This is a genomic window from Tabrizicola sp. YIM 78059 (assembly GCF_004959785.1).
GTDB classification, from domain to species: domain Bacteria; phylum Pseudomonadota; class Alphaproteobacteria; order Rhodobacterales; family Rhodobacteraceae; genus Tabrizicola; species Tabrizicola caldifontis.
Genome location: NZ_SJZH01000016.1, coordinates 1 through 17,492 on the forward strand (window position 1 = coordinate 1; position 17,492 = coordinate 17,492).

14 protein-coding genes, 1 CRISPR repeat array and 1 other annotated feature are annotated in these 17,492 nt (G+C 68.0%); of the genes, 7 read left to right on the forward strand and 7 right to left on the reverse strand.

Going from position 1 to position 17,492, the window contains the following annotated elements; all coding sequences use genetic code 11:
• Positions 1-4: 4 nt before the first annotated feature.
• A CRISPR array of direct repeats spans positions 5-1,741; the repeat unit is 29 nt; unit sequence GTGTTCCCCGCCCACGCGGGGATGACCCG.
• A 224-nt stretch (positions 1,742-1,965) separates the two neighbouring features.
• The 7 genes from EZM81_RS16060 to EZM81_RS16090 form a co-directional block, all read right to left on the reverse strand.
• The gene (locus EZM81_RS16060; protein ID WP_136646404.1) at positions 1,966-3,297 is read right to left on the reverse strand and encodes a TIGR02710 family CRISPR-associated CARF protein; all 1,332 of its coding nucleotides are present in this window, start codon (positions 3,295-3,297) and stop codon (positions 1,966-1,968) included.
• Positions 3,294-4,784 carry a type III-A CRISPR-associated RAMP protein Csm5 gene (gene csm5, locus EZM81_RS16065; RefSeq protein WP_136646405.1) on the reverse strand — a complete coding sequence of 497 codons (1,491 nt, stop codon included), beginning with the start codon at positions 4,782-4,784 and terminating at the stop codon, positions 3,294-3,296. Before csm5 ends, EZM81_RS16060 begins: the two co-directional genes overlap by 4 nt.
• A complete protein-coding gene (locus tag EZM81_RS16070) occupies positions 4,781-5,683 on the reverse strand; it encodes a hypothetical protein (RefSeq protein WP_136646406.1) in 903 nt (300 codons plus the stop codon). Before EZM81_RS16070 ends, csm5 begins: the two co-directional genes overlap by 4 nt.
• A gap of 3 nt (positions 5,684-5,686) precedes the next feature.
• Positions 5,687-6,493, reverse strand: a complete 807-nt coding sequence (gene csm3, locus EZM81_RS16075) for a type III-A CRISPR-associated RAMP protein Csm3 (RefSeq protein WP_211195427.1) — start codon at positions 6,491-6,493, stop codon at positions 5,687-5,689.
• A 3-nt stretch (positions 6,494-6,496) separates the two neighbouring features.
• Positions 6,497-6,925, reverse strand: a complete 429-nt coding sequence (csm2, locus tag EZM81_RS16080) for a type III-A CRISPR-associated protein Csm2 (RefSeq protein ID WP_136646407.1) — start codon at positions 6,923-6,925, stop codon at positions 6,497-6,499.
• 9 nt (positions 6,926-6,934) lie between these two features.
• Positions 6,935-9,214 (reverse strand): hypothetical protein, encoded by a 2,280-nt coding sequence (locus tag EZM81_RS16085; RefSeq protein ID WP_211195428.1) that lies wholly within the window; start codon positions 9,212-9,214, stop codon positions 6,935-6,937.
• Between the two features lie 248 nt (positions 9,215-9,462).
• Complete coding sequence (locus EZM81_RS16090) at positions 9,463-10,329, reverse strand: MurR/RpiR family transcriptional regulator (RefSeq protein ID WP_136646409.1); 867 nt, start codon at positions 10,327-10,329, stop codon at positions 9,463-9,465.
• Between the two features lie 120 nt (positions 10,330-10,449).
• On the opposite strand from EZM81_RS16090, the gene EZM81_RS16095 reads away from it, so the two are divergent.
• The 7 genes from EZM81_RS16095 to EZM81_RS16120 all read left to right on the forward strand — a co-directional run bounded on the left by EZM81_RS16095 (position 10,450) and on the right by EZM81_RS16120 (position 17,480).
• Entirely contained in the window at positions 10,450-11,475 is a 1,026-nt protein-coding gene (locus EZM81_RS16095) for a spermidine/putrescine ABC transporter substrate-binding protein (RefSeq protein ID WP_211195429.1), read from the forward strand.
• Complete coding sequence (locus tag EZM81_RS16100) at positions 11,476-12,543, forward strand: ABC transporter ATP-binding protein (RefSeq protein WP_136646411.1); 1,068 nt, start codon at positions 11,476-11,478, stop codon at positions 12,541-12,543.
• The gene (locus EZM81_RS16105; RefSeq protein ID WP_136646412.1) at positions 12,543-13,427 is read left to right on the forward strand and encodes an ABC transporter permease; all 885 of its coding nucleotides are present in this window, start codon (positions 12,543-12,545) and stop codon (positions 13,425-13,427) included. The genes EZM81_RS16100 and EZM81_RS16105 overlap by 1 nt, the downstream gene beginning before the upstream one ends.
• Entirely contained in the window at positions 13,420-14,256 is an 837-nt protein-coding gene (locus EZM81_RS16110; protein WP_136646413.1) for an ABC transporter permease, read from the forward strand. Before EZM81_RS16105 ends, EZM81_RS16110 begins: the two co-directional genes overlap by 8 nt.
• 1 nt (position 14,257) lies before the next feature.
• Complete coding sequence (locus EZM81_RS16115; RefSeq protein WP_136646414.1) at positions 14,258-15,331, forward strand: P1 family peptidase; 1,074 nt, start codon at positions 14,258-14,260, stop codon at positions 15,329-15,331.
• Between the two features lie 179 nt (positions 15,332-15,510).
• Complete coding sequence (locus EZM81_RS18355) at positions 15,511-15,687, forward strand: hypothetical protein (RefSeq protein WP_169052395.1); 177 nt, start codon at positions 15,511-15,513, stop codon at positions 15,685-15,687.
• Positions 15,688-15,863: 176 nt separating this feature from the next.
• Positions 15,864-15,921 (forward strand) — a sequence feature (sul1 is cis-regulatory element that is thought to sense ions involved in sulfur or methionine metabolism; They are found in Alphaproteobacteria).
• Positions 15,922-15,989: 68 nt separating this feature from the next.
• Positions 15,990-17,480 (forward strand): SulP family inorganic anion transporter, encoded by a 1,491-nt coding sequence (locus EZM81_RS16120; RefSeq protein WP_136646415.1) that lies wholly within the window; start codon positions 15,990-15,992, stop codon positions 17,478-17,480.
• The last annotated feature ends 12 nt before the right edge of the window (positions 17,481-17,492 follow it).

Sequence of the window (17,492 nt, forward strand, 5' to 3'; positions counted from 1 at the left end):
CCGTGTGTTCCCCGCCCACGCGGGGATGACCCGACGCTCCCTGCCCCAAACTGGCAGTCCAGACCGTGTTCCCCGCCCACGCGGGGATGACCCGCGATCGAGCGTCAGCTTGCCCACGTCCCCGACGTGTTCCCCGCCCACGCGGGGATGACCCGCTCTGTCATGCAGGTCAGACGACAGATCCCGTGTGTTCCCCGCCCACGCGGGGATGACCCGCTGGCTGCGAACGGAGGCAAAACCAGCGGCGTGTGTTCCCCGCCCACGCGGGGATGACCCGCTGCATTCCTTGATCAAACGCATCTGAAAGGGGTGTTCCCCGCCCACGCGGGGATGACCCGATGTGGGAGCGCCAGGGCGTCACGGTCGAAATGTGTTCCCCGCCCACGCGGGGATGACCCGCGCGGTGTTGTTGCCAGAGGCAGCCATCCCTTGTGTTCCCCGCCCACGCGGGGATGACCCGACGCGGCTGTCGGAAATGTCGCCCGAAGTCCTGTGTTCCCCGCCCACGCGGGGATGACCCGCTGTTTTCCAACCTGACCAGTATCGTCAACGGGTGTTCCCCGCCCACGCGGGGATGACCCGGCGTATGAAATTGAGGCTACGCCTTTGTCCGTGTGTTCCCCGCCCACGCGGGGATGACCCGTGCTCCGCCATGGACGGTGCAGTTGGCGCCGAGTGTTCCCCGCCCACGCGGGGATGACCCGGCGGAAGCCGATCCACACAGCCTGAGAGGAAAGTGTTCCCCGCCCACGCGGGGATGACCCGAATAGGAGGTGTAAATGTGTGAATTTCAGGTAGTGTTCCCCGCCCACGCGGGGATGACCCGTCGGACGCTGGGCGCTGAAATGCGCAATCATCGTGTTCCCCGCCCACGCGGGGATGACCCGCCCAGCCTGAGGGTGGCAATGCGCATCGCGGCGTGTTCCCCGCCCACGCGGGGATGACCCGAAGTCATGGATGACAACGCCGTCCGCGATGGAGTGTTCCCCGCCCACGCGGGGATGACCCGAACACGTTGCGCCCGCGCGCGAGCGCCGCGAGGTGTTCCCCGCCCACGCGGGGATGACCCGCCCCGTCCCCGATCTTTGCATCTTTGGATATCGTGTTCCCCGCCCACGCGGGGATGACCCGCCTCGAAAACGCCCTTGCGCAACTGCTGATAGGTGTTCCCCGCCCACGCGGGGATGACCCGCGTTCAGTGTCCACGAGAAAACTCCTGCATGTGTGTTCCCCGCCCACGCGGGGATGACCCGCCGCACAGTTCGATCCATGTGTCGCAAGCCTTGTGTTCCCCGCCCACGCGGGGATGACCCGGAAGAGGAATCGCGGTGGGCGCGGCAACAATTGTGTTCCCCGCCCACGCGGGGATGACCCGCTGCTCTCCTCTACAGTTCAGACACCAGAAGCGTGTTCCCCGCCCACGCGGGGATGACCCGGCGGTGGCGCGGCTGTTCGGCCACGCGCCGGGGTGTTCCCCGCCCACGCGGGGATGACCCGACGGCTGGCGCGCCGCTGATCGTGAGCCTGCGGTGTTCCCCGCCCACGCGGGGATGACCCGAAACACGTTCCGGCCGCCCGCCAGCGCGGCCAGTGTTCCCCGCCCACGCGGGGATGACCCGTTGGCTCTACTGCACCCGCGTGTCCCGCCGGGGTGTTCCCCGCCCACGCGGGGATGACCCGTCATCGGCGACGCCGTGGGCTTCGAGGCAGTCGTGTTCCCCGCCCACGCGGGGATGACCCGCCTGGCGGCAAGGGATGGTGGGCATCGGCAAGGCTCGCCACCAGATCCTTGCAGGAAGGGCGGCGACGGGCGCATGCTGCGGGTCGTTCCCCGGGGCAGGGCGCATGCGGCAGGGTGCCCGGTGTGTAGCCGGCCTCAGGCCGGAAAGCCGGCAGCGCATGAAGCCCCTGAAGACGGCCCTGCGGCCCGCAGCATCGGCCGCAGGGCCTGGGACTGCCGGTGATTCAGGACAGCGTGTCGGGCAGTTGCGCGGCGGTTGGTCGGCCCAGAAGCTCTTCCCACAAGGCATGGCGGCGGACGTCGAACCAGGCGCGTGCCTTGGCCCAGTCCTGCTTGCCGGCTGGGCGGAACCCGTGGGCCAGGATCGAGTTGTTGCGGGCCGTCTGCCAGTCGGGCGTCTTGAAGCCCCGCTCATCCTGCGGCCATGCCTTGACGAGCGTATCCCCGGGGTCGAGATGCGCCAGAAGCGACAGCGCCCGGAAGAGCGGCAGCGCCACCACGTCCTGCCCGGTCTCGTGATCGGTCCGCATATGGCAGCCGGCGGCGATCTCCGCTGGAACCGTGCCGCGCGGAACCGCCCCGGTGTCCCTGATGCCGTGACGGCAGTTCAGCCGCGCCTGGACGGCGGCCTCGGCCAGCCGGTAAAGCCGGGCTATGGCGTCGTCGTAAAGCCCCAGATCGGCACGGCGCTGTGCGTTGAGCCAGAGGTCCTCGCAGAGCGCAGGGCCGGGGCCGCTGCGGGCTTCCTCCGCCAGGGCCCGAAGGCGGGGGGCGGACCCCTGCGCCTCGAACGCCTGCGCCCAGGGCGCCTCCTGCCGGAGCCCCTCGGCCACGGTCTTTCCTGCGGCGGCGAAATCGAACCGGTCCCAGGCGTCGAGCACCGAAAGCCACCGCTCCCAGACGTCGCAGCGCTGCCGCCAGCTCTTCGGCGGCTTGACCCCGGAGCCCTGCTGCTGCGCGAACCTCTCGCCGATCTGCGCGACGACCGCGCGGGCTGCGCCATAGGCGCGGCGCCCGGTCTCGGCCCGGGCAAGGGCGAAGAGGCTGGCCACGCCGAGGAGATGCCCGGGCATCGCGGTCATCCGCTCGCTGCCCGCCCGCACCTGGGAGAGGTCGCGCCGCTCGCCCGCGACGAATTCCAGCCGCACGCCCTCGTGCGCCGTGCCCGCCAGCACCAGGGCTGCGGTCATCGTCTTGGTGCCGCCGGTGTAGTTGACGGTGACCGGAGCCCCGCGCGCGAGTTCGGCCGACAGCGCCGCGTCCACGAGTGCAAGCGCCCGGTCGAGATCGTCGGGGGGAACTGCAACGATGCCGATGTCCTCCGGGCAGGCCGGAAGGTGGCGAAGGCCCGGGCCGGGCTCGGGCCGCTCGCTCGTGCCATAGTTGATCTCGGCATTATCGACCTGCGTGCGGGAGGACGGGCTGCCGCCCGACCCGTCGGAGACGACGAAGACCACCCGCGCCCAGGGCCGCGATTCGATCGTCAGCCGCAGGGGCGCCTGGCTGCCGCCGACCGACAGGATCAGGGTTCCGGCATTGCCGGTTTCGTCGCTCATGCGGGCCCCTGGATGCTGCTGACCTTCACGGTTTCGATGTCGCCGTCGAGACTGACCCGCACGCTGTCGCCGGGTTTCATCGCCGCGGTCACGTCTTCGAGCAACGTGGCCTCCTCGCCGTCGATCATGACCTTCTGGCCCTTGCGGAAGCGGAGCTGCTGGCCGAGCGCCGTCTGCGCCCGCGGGCCGGCGGGCGCGGCCCCGCGCGTGCCGCCGCCGGCAACAGGCGTCGGGCGGGCCGCCGGCGGGTCCAGCCAGGCCCGGGGCGCCTGCGCGTCCCAGGCCTCGGCGCGCACGAGCAGCGCCCAGCCGAAGGGCAGGGGGTGGCCGGCAAGGTTCACCACATGCCGCGTGCTGCCCTCGGCTGCGAAGCGGTCGGCACCCCTGGCCTGCGGCCGCTCGATGCGGCGCAGGCCGGCCAGCGACTTGGCCTCGGCATGCGCGGCCCAGCCGATGCGGACAAGCGCCGCCTGCGGCGCGTCGCCGCCGCGAGGCAGGGACGAGAACAGGTCAAGGGACTGCCGCAGGCGGTCGCCGGCCGGCCCGTCGAAGAACGTCTTGTTGACCTCCCGCTGCCAGAGCGGCGCGTGATGGGCCTCGAGCGCGGCGAGAAGGGCAGACAGGCCGTCCGGCACCCGGTCGGGCTTCGGACGCTTCGCGGCGTCCTTCGCGGCCGCCTCCTTGGCGATGGTTCCGTCGCGCAGGCCGAGGGTGATCCCGACTACGGGGGGTGCGCCGCCATCGGCGACCGAGCGCATCCGTTCGCGGTGCATCTGGCCCACGGTCGCAAAGCCGAACGGCGCGGGGCCGCCGCCCGGTGCCGGTCGGCCGCGCTTCCAGGTGGCCACCGGGTCGATGCGCGTCGCGCCCTCGGGCAGCGGCGCATCCGCCACCTCCACGTCGCGGAAGGGGTCGGTGTCCTGCGCCAGCTGGCGCTGCGCGATGGCGAAGAGGTTTGCGACCATGTCGGCCGCGATGCGGGCGCGTTCGTTCTTGTGCTTGTTTCGCCATTCCTCGAGGCGCGGAAGTTGCGGCGTCCGGTTGCGGCGGGCCATCTCGGCCGCCCAGGCGGTGCGCAGCGCGCCCTTCAGGCTTGACCCAGGCAGGCAGGGGCGGCCGCCGGCGCGGAAGAAGGCGTCGATCTGGTTGCGCCGGCCCTGGCCTTCCCCGGCAAGATCGACCTCCCGTGCGCTTTCGGCCGAGATGGGAATGCGCTCGATGACCTCGGATGGGCCGGCCTTGCCCTGAACCGACCGCAGGACGTTCTGGAGCGCATCTCCGCTGGCGCGCGCCATGTCGGCGATCCAGGCGGCGCGTTCGCGCTCGCTCAGGCGCGCCAGCACCGCGCGCAGGTCGATGCGTTCGGCATGGCCCCCGCGCAGCCGGTAGTCCTGCGGCAGAAGCCGCGCCTCCTCGCCGCCGCCGATGTGGATCGGGGTCAGCGGGACGAGCACGAGGCGATGGGTGATGAACTGCGCGCCGGTCATGCCGCCTCCTGGAAGGGCAGGGCAAGGTGCAGGGCATTGACCACCACCTCGGGCCGGTCGGGATGCACCTCGTGCAGAAGCCGGCCGAAGGGGCCGGGGCCGTCGGCCTCGAAGGTGGCGCCGGGGCGGGTCAGCAGCACCGGCCGCTTGAAGGGTGCGACCCCGGCGAGCGACAGCTGCGGGCCCAGCCGGCCGGCCTGCGGCTCGGCCCGCCAGAGCGCCGCGCGCATCGTGGCCGGGTCGAGCACGCCGCGCGACAGGCTCAGCCGCCGCGGGCCTGGATGGTCGGCAAGCGCGGTTTCCTCCGCGGCCTCGGCCACCTGCCAGAGCCCCCGCCCGAGGCTTGCCCCGCGCCCATAGCCCTGGCGGCCAAGCTCGGCGACAAGATCGCGGACCCGGTCCAGCGTCTCGGCCGTCTCGACATAGAGGTCGAGATCGCGGGTGCGTTCGTCGGCGAAGCGCCAGTCTTCGGAGACGCGGAACAGCCCGCCCTCCTCGATCGTGCCCTGGCCGCGCCGGTCCACATGGTTGCGGGTGATCTGGCGGTGGCAATCGGGTTCCGGGGCGGTGTCCTCGTCGCGAAGCTGCCCTTCGTCCCAGGCATCGCGCAGGCGCAGGAAGGCCTGGCGGCTGACGTATTTCCGCTTCTTCATCTCCTTCACCCGCTCGAGCTGGGCGGGGGCGAGCGGGCGGGGGCGGGCCAACGGCCGCGGCAGGAAACCGGCGGGAAAGCCGTCCGAGAGGCGCCAGATCGTTTGCGGGTCCGACAGCCAGGCCTTAAGCGCCGCCTCGCCCTCGGCCTCGCGCCGCAGCCAGCAGATCTGCCCGAACAGCGTGGGGCCCTGCACGGCTGTGCCGAGCGGCGCGGTGAGGCACAGGGTCAGGCGATAAAGCGGCATGGCTCAGCCCCTGCCGAAGACCTGCGCGGCGGCGGCGCGGATGTCCGGGTCGGGGCGGTCCTTGTCGAAGCGGGCGGCGGCGCGGGCATTGTCGCCGATCACCGTCTCGCCGGCGGGGCCAGACAGACGCAGCTTCCCGAAGCCGACCCGGCCATAGCCGCGCGACCCGTGGCCCCCCAGCGCGTCCTGTTCGATCAGCGTCAGCCCCTGGATCGCCCAGGCGAGGCAGTCGAGATCGCGCGCGCCGCCGTCGCCGCCCACGGCATGGACGCGGAAGGCCGCCTCGAAGGCGAAGCGCGCCCCGGGGGGCACGCGCTCGAACTGGCGCGGGCCGACGTTGTCGAGCGCCTTGCCGGCGATGCGGTCGATGACGACCTCGGTCTTGACCTCGGTCAGCTCGCGCCCGGCGTCAAGCTGCGCCTGCCGCCAGTCGGGGCAGAGATGGGCATCGCGCACCAGAAGCCGGGTGGGGCCGGCCGCCCAGGCCTCGCGCTTGGCGTTGGTGCCGAAGATGCGCAGCACCGGATCGGCCGGGTCGCGGCAGTCGGCGGCATCCCAGCCCCAGGCCTTGCCGTCGTTGCGGATCTTTCCGAAGGCCCATTCCAGCAGGAAGCGCATCCGCCCCTTGATCGACGAGCCGGGGATGTAGGGATCGCCCGCGGGCGTCTTGACCACGGGGGCGTCGATGCCGCCGATCTCGACCGAATCTTTGCCCGCACCGATGTGCAGGCCGGTGATGACCTCGATCGTGCCGGAGATGCGGGCCAGACCGAGGAATCCGTCCACTTGGATCTTTTCTTCTGCACCCATGGCCTAATCCCTCCCCCGAATTCTGTCGCCCGCGCCGTCGCTCATCTTCTCGAAGGCCTTGTGCCAGGCCACCACGGCCTCGAAATGCCGCGCGAAGGCGCGGAAATCGGTCACGTTGCGCACCAGCCGGGCATGGTGTGCGGCGAAGTCGGCCAGCGGCTTGCGCTTGCCGTCGCGCGCTGCGGCGTAGGCAGCCCCCGCCTTCAGCAAGGCCATGGCCACCTGCGGCTCGGCATCCGGCACCTTCCATTCGCGCAACTCGAAACGCCGGCGGTCGGCCATCACCTGGCCGAAGAAGCGGCGGATCTGCGAAGGCTTGAGGCCTGACCACAACTTCGCCTCCTCCTGCGCCTCGGAATCGAAAAGTTCCGGGCGCGGGGCCTTTCTGTCCGCGGTCTCGTCGTTGGTGAAATACTGTTCCGGTCTGGGCATCGGCACACCTCAGCGGTTGCGGTAGAGCGCATGGGTCAGGGCAAGCCGGGCACCGGGGCGCGGCGGCCGGTCGGCCCGCCAGTCCGGGCCAAGCCCGAAGAGGTCGCGGATCGCGTCCACCACTTCGGAGCGCAACGATCCGCCAGCAGGCGGCCGCAGGCGGGCGACGTGATAGGCAAGCTTTGCGCGCCAGCCGAAATCCGGCCCCCGGCCGCGGCCGGTGGCCACGCGGCGGCGCGCGTCCTCAAGCCTGAGCAACTGGTAGACGGCGCCCGTCGAGAGGATACCCCCGCGCAGCCAGCCGTTGAACCGTTCGGCGGCGTCGAGCGCGGCGGCAAAGTCTTCCCACGTCATCGCGCCGGGTTCGATGGCCGACACGCGGTTGCGCCCGCCCTGCTTGGCCGCCTTGAGCCGATCCTCGGCCTCCCGCGCGGCGAGCGACACGGGTATGTGCGGCGCGAAGAGCGCGATGCCCAGCGACAGGGTGACATCCGGGTTCCCGCCGGTGAAGGCGCGGAAGTCGTCGCGAAGCTGCCGCGCCAGCGCCATTGCCTGCCGCCAGGGCAGGATCAGCGTGAAGTCGTCACCGCCGGCGTAAAGCGTGTAGCTGTCGGGGAATTCCCTTTCCAGCAGATGCGGCAGCCGCAGCGTGAAATAGAGGTCGAAAAGACGCGACAGCGCCATGCCGCGGGCGAGGTCGAAGCCGCCGAGCCCTTCCGCGAACAGACGCCCCAGCCGGTCCACGTCGCCCTTGAGCAGGGCCAGCAGGGGCCGGCCGCGCGGGCGGCCCTCCACCTCCTCCAGCGCGTCAAGGGCCAGGCATTCGAAGGTCTTGATCTCGTCCGCCGCGATCGCCTCGGGCGTGGTCAGCGGCAGGCCCGAAGCCCTGGCGAGCGCTTCGTAGCGCGCGCGGGGGGCCGGTCCGGCGAACCGGGCGACCCAGGGCGGGCCTGGGCGCAGCGCCGCGGGCCCGGGTTCTGCCGCCCCTGCGTGCAGCCAGCGCCAGCCGCGCGCGGCCCCGTTCCGGGCCGTGCCGCGCGGGATCAGGAAGTCGATGCCCAGAAGGCGGTCGGCGCCGTCATCCGGCACGCCCACCAGGACGGCCCTTGCATGGGGCAGGCGGGCGCCTTCTTCGATTGCCGCGGCGCAGGCGGGGCAGGGCAGGGGGGCAGAGCGGGTGCCGCGGGCCGGGCTCTGGTCGCAGGCCGGGCAGGGGCCGGCCGAAAGGTCGCCGCACGGCAGAAGCCCCTGGGCAAGCGGGTCTGCCATCTGAGAGAGCTTCGCCGTCTCGGCGGCGACCGAGAGGGATGCGGCAATCGCGTCGGCCTGCGGGGACTTGGCAAGGTCTTCCGCAGCAAAGGGCGGCGACAGCGCCAACCCCAGGGCCAGCCCGCCAAGGTATTGTTCGGCGAGCCAGGCATCGGCTTTCTGACGCAGGCCCGCAACGCGCGCCTCGGCATCCGCGAAGGCCGGGACGAGGGCCAGGAAGCGCCCGCCCGCCGTCTGCAGCGCGCAGGACATGGGCATGCCGAAGGCCGCCAGCGCCCGCCGCTGCGCCGCCTCGGCGATCAGCTGGAACCGGGCCGACCGACCGCGAAGCAGCTTGGCAAGGCCCTCGACCCGCTCGGCACGCAGGCGGAAAAGGGTATCCTGCAGGCCCGAGAGATCGCCCACCAGCAGGCGGAGCTGTCCGGCCCCGTCGCCGGCCTCGGCCGCGGCAACGAGCGCCGCGGTCAGCCGCGCATGGTCCAGAAGCGGCAGGTCGGGCGGGCCGCCGGGCGCGGGAAGCGACCACAGGGTCCGTTCGCAGAGGGACAGAAGCCCTTCCTCGAAGGCCCCCGCATCGCCTTCTGCCCGGGTGCAGAGATCGGCCCAGCCCTGGCGGAACGCCTGGCGCAACGCTGCGAGAGCGGCTTGGTCAGAGGACGGCGCGGCCTGTGGCAGGATCACCTCTGCCGACAATGGCGCGGGCGCGTGCCAGGCCTCAGCCGTCGCCCGCGCCGACGACGAAGCCGGCAACTTGAGTGATGCCGCCAGCGCCCGCAGCGACGCCCCGCCGGGCCGCAGCGCCGCCGCACCCGGGCCTGCCGCAATGCGCGCCGCCTCTGCCAGGGCGGAAGAGGTCGCAAGCTGCAGGATGCGGTCGCGGTCAAGGGCGGCCGGCCATTCCGGCCCCGGCAGAGACGCCGACAGCCTGGCCGCGCTGTCCTGGAAATTATCAGAGAAGAGCGCTGCCGCCGCCCGCAGGAAGGCGGCTATCGCGGCATCGATCGGGGTCGAAGGAAGCATGGTCACACTTTGCCGCGCCACCTGGAAGCCATCTCATCCAGGAAAGTAAGTCATCCACAGGCCTTTGTGCAACCGAGCGATGCGCCGGCAACGGAACGGCAAGATCTGATGCTGAAGATCATGTCACTTATCCCGGCCTGCGCCCGGCATGTCTTGGTCAATCTGCCGAAGCGGTCGGCATGACGCACTTGATGCTGACAATCGCTGCGGTCTTGGTCCAGCCAACGGGAATGGCCCGACCAGCCCTTTCAATAAAGCCCCAGATCACGCAGGATCGAAGGCCACGAAGAAATCCGTTGTCGCGCCTTGTCCGGGTCACGACCCGCGACCGCATGGGTGACCAGGTTCAGCAGGGTCGCCAGGGGACCGGTGCTTTCGAGGAAGGCGCCTGCCTTGGTCGAAGCATGGAAGACAAAGGGCGTATGCGCCTGTGCCCAGGTGTTGAGTTCGTCGGTGATCACGACAACCTCCATCCCCAGGCGGCGCGCCGTGCGGACGACGATCTCTGCCTCGCGCGCATAGGGGACCATGTCCACCAGAAGCAGCGCCCGTGCCTCGCCTGACCGGCGACGCGATTCCACCCATTCGACCAGCCCGCCATCATGGGCCGAGACAAAGCGGACCGACCCGCGCACGATACCCAGCCGCCGCGCAAAATCCTCGGCCAGTCCCCGGACCGTCTGGAACCCGGTGACGAACACCTCGTCCGCCGCGTCCAGGGCCGTGATCGCCGATTCCCATTCGGGCCGCGAAATCTGGGCGCCAAGGCTGAGGATGGCATCGGCGTCGCGTTTCAGAAGCGTTCCCAGTTCCCCATCCAGCAGGCGCATGTAGCGATCTGCCGCGTGTATCTGCAGCTTTGCGGTGGCAGAGCCGATCTCGGCCTTCAGTTCGGCCATGCCGCGAAAGCCGATCCGGCGCAGGAACCGGCTGACCGTTATCTCGCTGACCCCGGTCTTGGCCGCGATCGAGGCGCCGGTCTCCATAGGCACCGACGCTTCGTTCAACAGCAGCCACTGTGCGATCTTCGCCTCGGATCTGGTCAGATCGGCCTGAACGCTGCGCAACCTTGCAGCAAGCGCGGAATCCTGAGGGTCAGCGGTGGTTTGATTCATGACAGGATTTACAGCAAAACTTATGAATGTTAGCGTTCTGTCATAAATATCATGCCCGAGTCGGCACCGCAAACAAAAGCCGCGCGTAGCCGCAAAGAGGCACCAACCGGGAGAATCGCGATGACCACAAGAATCATGGGCCTTGCAGCGGCAGTTTCCATGACGGCAAGCCTCGCCTCGGCCGAAGGGTCGCTGGCGCTGTACAACTGGGGGGACTACATCAACCCCGAGGTTCTGACGAAGTTCACCGAGGAAACCGGCATCGCGGTGACGCTGGACACCTATTCCTCGAACGAAGAGATGTTGGCCAAGATCCAGGCCGGGGCGACGGGCTATGACATCGTCTTTCCCTCGGTCCACATGAACGACATCATGATCAAGCTGGGCCTTCTGGAAAAGACCGGCATCAACGAAAGCCCCGATTTCAAGAACATCGACCCTGCCTTCCTGCGCTCGAAAGAGGACCCGAACAGCGAATACTGCCTGCCCTATGCCTGGGGGACGGTCGGGATCTTCTATAACGAGGCCATCACCGGCCCGATCACCGGCTGGGCGGATTTCTTCGCGATCCCGGAAAGGACCGGCGGCAAGATCACGCTTCTTGACGACATGCGCGAGGTGCTGGCCATCGGCCACATCATGAACGGCACCTCGGTCAACAGCACCGACCCGGCCGAAGTGCAGGCGGCGGCGGATTACATCCTTGCGCACAAGGCGGCCGTCTCGGCCTTTACCTACGAGGTGCCGCCGATGCTGGCCTCGGGCGACATCGCGGCGGGGCAATTCTTCGTCGGCGGGAACGTCTTCTTCACCGAGACGCCGAATATCAAATACATCATCCCGGCCGAGGGCGGCACGATGTATCAGGAGAACATCTGCGTGCTGGCCAGCGCGCCGCACAAGGAAAACGCCCGGAAGTTCATGGAGTTCTACCTGAAGCCCGAGATTGCCGCGCTGAACGTCGCCCAGCAGTTCAACGGCACGCCCAATATCCCCGCAAACGAGCTTACGCCCGACATCATCAAGTCGAACCCGAACATCAACGTCGGGCCGGACACCATGGCGCGGTTGCAGATCTTCGAGGATGTCGGTGCCGCGCTGAAGCTTTATGACCGCGCCTGGAACACGATCCGCACGGCGCAGTAGATGGCGGCCCTGCTGGAAATCCGCGACGCGCGGCGCAGCTTCGTGACACCCGAAGGGGGGCGGCTGGCCGCGCTGGACGGCGTCAGCCTTGATGTGGGCGCGAACGAGTTCGTCACCTTGCTTGGCCCGTCCGGCTGCGGCAAGACCACGCTTCTTCGCGCCATCTCGGGGTTCGAGACGCTGGATGGCGGCTCGATGCGGCTGGACGGGGCCGACCTGACGGCGCTGCCGCCCTTCCGCCGCCCGGTGAACACGGTGTTCCAGAGCTATGCCCTTTTCGGCCACATGACGGTGGCGCGGAACGTGGGCTACGCGCTAGAGGTGGCCGGCGTGCCAAGGGCCACGCGCGAGGCACAGGTGGCCGAAGCGCTGGCGAAGGTGGGCCTTGCCGGACTTGGCGCCCGGCGGCCCGGCCAGCTTTCGGGCGGGCAGCGGCAGCGGGTGGCGCTTGCGCGGGCGATCATCGCCAAGCCGCGGTTGCTTCTTCTGGACGAACCGCTGTCGGCGCTGGACCGCAACCTGCGCCAGCAGATGCAACTGGAACTGAAGTCGCTGCAACATTCGCTGGGCATCGCCTTCATCTTCGTCACCCACGATCAGGAAGAGGCGCTGACGATGTCCGACCGGATCGTGGTGATGCGCGCCGGCAAGATCGAACAGATCGGCACCCCGCGCGAGATTTATCGCCAGCCGAGGAACCGCTTCGTGGCCGAATTCATCGGCGAGACCAACCTTTTCCCGGTGACGGTGGACCGGATCCAAGGGGCCGAGGCCTTGGCCCGCACCGCCGAGGGGGTGGATCTGCGCCTGCCTGCCGCAGGCCGCAAGGTCGGCGAGGTGGTGACGGCGATCCTGCGGCCGACGGATTTCAGCCTTGCGGCCGAAGGCATCGCCGGCACGGTGTCGCGGGCAGTCTATCTTGGCTCGGACCTTTACATCCTGGTCCAGCCGCTGGCCGGTGGCCCGGAGATCCGCGTCATTGCCCGCGACAATGCCGGGGTCGAGGAAGGCGCCAGGGTGTATCTGGCGCATGACCCGGCCCGGGTGCATGTGCTGGAGGCCGCGTGATGGCGCTGCGGCGACAATCGGTGGTGCTGGGGGTGCTTCTGGCCCCGGTGACGCTGTTCCTGGGCGTGTTCTTCCTGCTGCCGCTTTGCATCATCGCGCTCTTCTCGGTTCTGACGCCGGGGCTTTATGGCGGGGTGGAGTGGTCCTTCTACCACTGGAACTATGGCCGCATCTTCGGCTGGGCCGACGGGATCAACGAGATCTTCGAGCCGATCTACCTGCAGATCCTCTGGCGCTCGCTGTCGTTTGCGGCACTGACGGTCGTCCTGACGCTGATCCTGTGTTACCCCGTGGCCTTCTGGGTCAGCCGGCTGTCGGAACGCTGGCGGCTGGCGTTCCTGTTCCTGATCACCCTGCCGTTCTTCTGCAGCCTGATCGTGCGGCTATACGCCTGGCTTCTGATCCTGAAGCCCTCGGGCATCCTGAACAGCGTCCTGCTGTGGAGCGGGGTGATCAGCGCGCCGCTGGAAATCCTCTACACCCCGACGGCCGTGGTGCTGGGCATGGTCTATGTGATGATTCCCTTCATGTTCCTGCCGCTCTACGCCGCCGTGGACAACCTGGATCGCGCGCAGGTCGAGGCGTCGCTGGATCTTGGCGCCAACCGCGTCCAGACCTTCCTGAAGGTGATCCTGCCGCAGACCCTGCCAGGCATCATGGGCGGGGCGGTGATCGTGTTCATCCCTTCGGTCGGCAACTTCGTCGTGCCGGACGTGCTGGGGGGCGCGAAGGGGCTGATGATCGGCAACCTGGTGGAACAACAGTTCCTCTCCGCGCGCAACTGGCCCTTCGGGTCGGCGCTGTCGATGATCATCATGGCGGTGGTGCTGGCGGTCCTTCTGGTTTTCGTGACCCGGGCCAGAAAGGCGGGCGGCCATGCGTAACCCTGTCGGCTGGGCGGCGCTGACCCTGTTTTCGCTGGCCTTCTTCGCCTTCATCTATGCGCCCCTGTTCGTCATCGTCGGCTATTCGTTCAATTCGAACCCGGTCAACATGATGATCTGGGAGCATTTCACCTTCGACTGGTATACCGGCCTGCTCGGCCTGTCCGACCGGGCGACCGACGTGTCGAACCGCGCGGCCTATGTCGAAAGCACCGACCAGATGCTGGCCGCACTGCGCACCTCGCTGACGGTCGCGTTCTTCACCACCACCATTTCGACCGTGATCGGAACGGCGACGGCCATCGCGCTGGCCCGCTACCGCTTCCGGCTGCGCGGGTTCTACAACGCCTTCCTGATGCTGCCGATGATGATGCCGGACATCGTGCTGGGGATCGGCCTGCTGATCTTTTTCGTCACCATCGGCATGAACCTGTCGATGCTGACCATCATCATCGGGCATTGCACTTTCCTGACCTCTTACGTCTTCATCATCGTCCAGGCCCGGCTTGCCGGGATCGACCCTGCGCTGGAGGAAGCCTCGGCCGACCTCGGCGCCTCGGAATGGGTGACGCTGCGCAAGGTGCTACTGCCCCAGCTTGCCCCCGGCATCCTGGGGGGCGCGCTGCTGGCCTTCGTCATCTCGATGGACGATCTGGTGATCACGTATTTCATCTCGGGCACCGGGAACACCACGCTTCCGGTCTTCATCTTCGGCATGATCCGCCGCGGCGTAAAGCCCGAGATCAACGCCATCGCCACGCTCATCATCCTTGCCTCGGTGGTGATTGCTGCCTTGGGGCTTTGGCTTCGCTCCAGAAAGACCGATTGACATGACCAGTCTGCAAAAGCCCCGCGCCCGTGACCTTGGCCTGCCGTTCCCCGGCATCCCCGGTGCCTTCAACGCCATCACCGATGTGCCGGGGGTCGAGGTGGGCTTCTGCACCCTGACCGATCCCGCGCGGAAGATGCGCACCGGCGTCACCGCCATCCTGCCCCGCCCGGGCACCACGCCGCAGCCGGTCTGGGCCGGGCACTTTGCCCTGAACGGCAATGGCGAGATGACGGGCACGCACTGGATCAATGATGCGGGATATTTCCTTGGGCCGATTCTCATCACCAACACCCACGGCGTCGGGGCGGCGCATCACGGCGCGACGCGCTGGATGATTGACCATTACGGCGACTATTTCCGCAACGAACACGCCTGGGCGATGCCGGTCGTGGCCGAGACCTATGACGGTGTGCTGAACGACATCAACGCGCTGCACGTCACGCCCGAACACGCCATCGCGGCGCTGAATGCACGGGCTTCGGGCCCGGTGGCCGAAGGGTCGACCGGCGGTGGCAACGGCATGATCGCCTATGAATTCAAGGGCGGCACCGGCACATCCTCGCGCCGCGTCCCGATCGGCGCAGCGACCTACACCGTGGCGGCGCTGGTGCAGGCGAACCACGGCCTGCGCCCCTGGCTGACGATCCTGGGCCGCCCCGTTGGCCGGTTGATGCCCGAGGGTGCCTTGTATACGGCAGAGATGGGGTCGATCATCGTCATACTTGCCACCGACGCCCCGCTTTCCGGTCTGTCGCTGCGCCAGCTTGCCAAGCGCGCCGCCATCGGGATCGGTCGCGGCGGCACGCCCGGCGGCAACAACTCGGGCGACATCTTCCTGGCGTTCTCGACCGCCAACGAAGGCCCGATGCCGCAAGTTGCCTTGCCCGTGCTGACGAAACAGGAGCTGAACAGCGAACGTCTCGACCCGCTTTACCTCGCCGCCGTCGAGGCCATCGAGGAAGCAGTGGTCAATGCCCTCGTCGCCGGGGAAGCCGTAGAGACCGTCAAGCCCCCTGGCAAGGTCTGCCGGATGCTCGACACCGAACGCCTGCGCGAGATCTTTGGATCATAGTTGCCTCTGCCATCGGGATCGGGCCGCCAGCGGTCAGGGTGAAGCGGCATTCCCCCGCCAAATTGCGAACGACCGCTGACCAGCCCCGGAACGATCGCTTGCTCAGGTGTGTGTCTTCAGGGCGCGGTGCAGGTATTCGTGTCGCATCGGCGCCCAAAACTGCCGCACAGGATCTTGCCATGACCGCCCGGATCGCCTGGCAGGCGGTGCACGATCGAAAGCAGAAGCCGAAAACCGGGCCGGTCGAACATCTGCTGGCCTTTGTCCGTGTGATGGACATGCCCAGGCGCCATGAAGCCGCCTTGTCCGTCCGGCCGATCCGGATGCAGGTGAGGCCTGTCACAATCGGCGGCTGACCGCGTCTTGCGTTCGTCGCAAAAGCGGACGCCGGGCGGAAAAAGGCCTGCCGTCCAAGCTTTTCCGGTTCGCCAAGGCGCACCCCCTTCCCATGGGAAACGGAAAGTCACGCCCATGCACAAGCCGCCGAGGGTTGGCTTCGCGATCCGAAACGTATATGCGGCGGTGCAGCGAACATGGACCTGGGTGCAAACCCCGGGTGGCTCTTCCGGCCGCCGATCCGCCGGACAACCTGAACTGAGACACTGTCCAAATCTCGATGCGCGGTCGCAATGACCCGGATCGATCAGGAAAACCCGACATGATTTCACTTGATGCTTACCGCGCGCAGTGGTTCGGCAATGTGCGCGCCGACGTTCTGGCTGGTCTGGTCGTTGCGCTGGCGCTGATCCCCGAGGCGATCGCCTTTTCCATCATCGCTGGCGTGGATCCGAAGGTCGGGCTTTACGCCAGCTTTTCGATCGCCGTCCTGATTGCCTTCGTCGGTGGCCGGCCTGGCATGATCTCGGCCGCCACAGCGGCCACTGCGGTGCTGATGGTCACGCTGGTGCGCGACCACGGGCTGCAATACCTGCTGGCGGCAACTGTACTGGCCGGTCTGATCCAGATCGGCGCGGGCCTTCTGAAGCTGGGTTTCGTGATGCGCTATGTGTCGAAATCGGTGATGACCGGCTTCGTCAACGCGCTGGCCATCCTGATCTTCATGGCGCAGCTGCCGGAACTGGACCCGGGCAAAGTCACCTGGCTGACCTATGCCCTTGTCGCCGCCGGGCTGGCGATCATCTACCTTTTCCCCTATGTCACCAAGGCGATCCCGTCGCCGCTGGTCACGATCCTTGTCCTGACGGCGCTGTCGCTGGCCTTTGGCTGGGACGTGCGCACCGTTGGCGACATGGGGGCCTTGCCCGACACGCTGCCCGTGTTCCTGATTCCCGACATCCCGCTGACGCTGGAAACCCTGCTGATCATCCTGCCCTATTCCATCGCGGTCGCGGTGGTGGGCCTTCTGGAAAGCCTGATGACCCAGAACATTGTTGACGATCTGACCGACACCAGGTCGGACCGCAATCAGGAATGCATCGGCCAGGGCATCGCAAACACCGCGACCGGCTTCATCGGCGGCATGGCGGGTTGTGCGATGATCGGCCAGTCGATCATCAACGTCAAATCCGGCGGGCGCGGGCGGCTGTCGGCCTTCACCGCCGGGGTGGTGCTGCTGATCCTGGTGGTCTTCCTTGGCGACTGGGTGGCGCAGATTCCGATGCCCGCGCTGGTGGCGATCATGATCATGGTCTCGATCGGCACCTTTTCCTGGTCGTCGATCAAGAACCTGACCGTCCATCCGCGGTCATCCTCCATCGTGATGCTCGCCACCGTGGCAACCGTGGTCTACACCCACAACCTTGCCATCGGCGTGCTGGTCGGGGTGCTGCTTTCGGGGATCTTCTTCGCAGGCAAGATCGCGCAACTGTTTAAGGTCACTTCCACCATCTCGAAGGACGGGCGCGAGCGCACCTACATCGTCGAGGGTCAGCTCTTCTATGGTTCGGTCGAGGATTTCATGAACGCCTTCGACTTCAAGGAGGCACTGGACCGCGTGGTGATCGACGTCAGCCGCGCCCATATCTGGGACATATCGTCCGTGCAGGCGCTGGACATGGCGGTGTTGAAGTTCCGCCGCGACGGGGCCGAGGTGGAAATCGTCGGCATGAACGAAGCCTCCGAAACCATCGTTGACCGCCTTGCCACGCATGACAAGCCGGGCGCGATGGACAAGCTGCTGGCGCATTGAGAGGGACAGCGA

Bases quoted from the DNA above. Each gene is read 5' to 3' on its own strand.
- EZM81_RS16060 (WP_136646404.1), bottom strand. From the start codon at position 3,297: ATGAGCGACGAAACCGGCAATGCCGGAACCCTGATCCTGTCGGTCGGC.
- csm5 (WP_136646405.1), bottom strand. From the start codon at position 4,784: ATGACCGGCGCGCAGTTCATCACCCATCGCCTCGTGCTCGTCCCGCTG.
- EZM81_RS16070 (WP_136646406.1), bottom strand. From the start codon at position 5,683: ATGCCGCTTTATCGCCTGACCCTGTGCCTCACCGCGCCGCTCGGCACA.
- csm3 (WP_211195427.1), bottom strand. From the start codon at position 6,493: ATGGGTGCAGAAGAAAAGATCCAAGTGGACGGATTCCTCGGTCTGGCC.
- csm2 (WP_136646407.1), bottom strand. From the start codon at position 6,925: ATGCCCAGACCGGAACAGTATTTCACCAACGACGAGACCGCGGACAGA.
- EZM81_RS16085 (WP_211195428.1), bottom strand. From the start codon at position 9,214: ATGCTTCCTTCGACCCCGATCGATGCCGCGATAGCCGCCTTCCTGCGG.
- EZM81_RS16090 (WP_136646409.1), bottom strand. From the start codon at position 10,329: ATGAATCAAACCACCGCTGACCCTCAGGATTCCGCGCTTGCTGCAAGG.
- EZM81_RS16095 (WP_211195429.1), top strand. From the start codon at position 10,450: ATGACCACAAGAATCATGGGCCTTGCAGCGGCAGTTTCCATGACGGCA.
- EZM81_RS16100 (WP_136646411.1), top strand. From the start codon at position 11,476: ATGGCGGCCCTGCTGGAAATCCGCGACGCGCGGCGCAGCTTCGTGACA.
- EZM81_RS16105 (WP_136646412.1), top strand. From the start codon at position 12,543: ATGGCGCTGCGGCGACAATCGGTGGTGCTGGGGGTGCTTCTGGCCCCG.
- EZM81_RS16110 (WP_136646413.1), top strand. From the start codon at position 13,420: ATGCGTAACCCTGTCGGCTGGGCGGCGCTGACCCTGTTTTCGCTGGCC.
- EZM81_RS16115 (WP_136646414.1), top strand. From the start codon at position 14,258: ATGACCAGTCTGCAAAAGCCCCGCGCCCGTGACCTTGGCCTGCCGTTC.
- EZM81_RS18355 (WP_169052395.1), top strand. From the start codon at position 15,511: ATGACCGCCCGGATCGCCTGGCAGGCGGTGCACGATCGAAAGCAGAAG.
- EZM81_RS16120 (WP_136646415.1), top strand. From the start codon at position 15,990: ATGATTTCACTTGATGCTTACCGCGCGCAGTGGTTCGGCAATGTGCGC.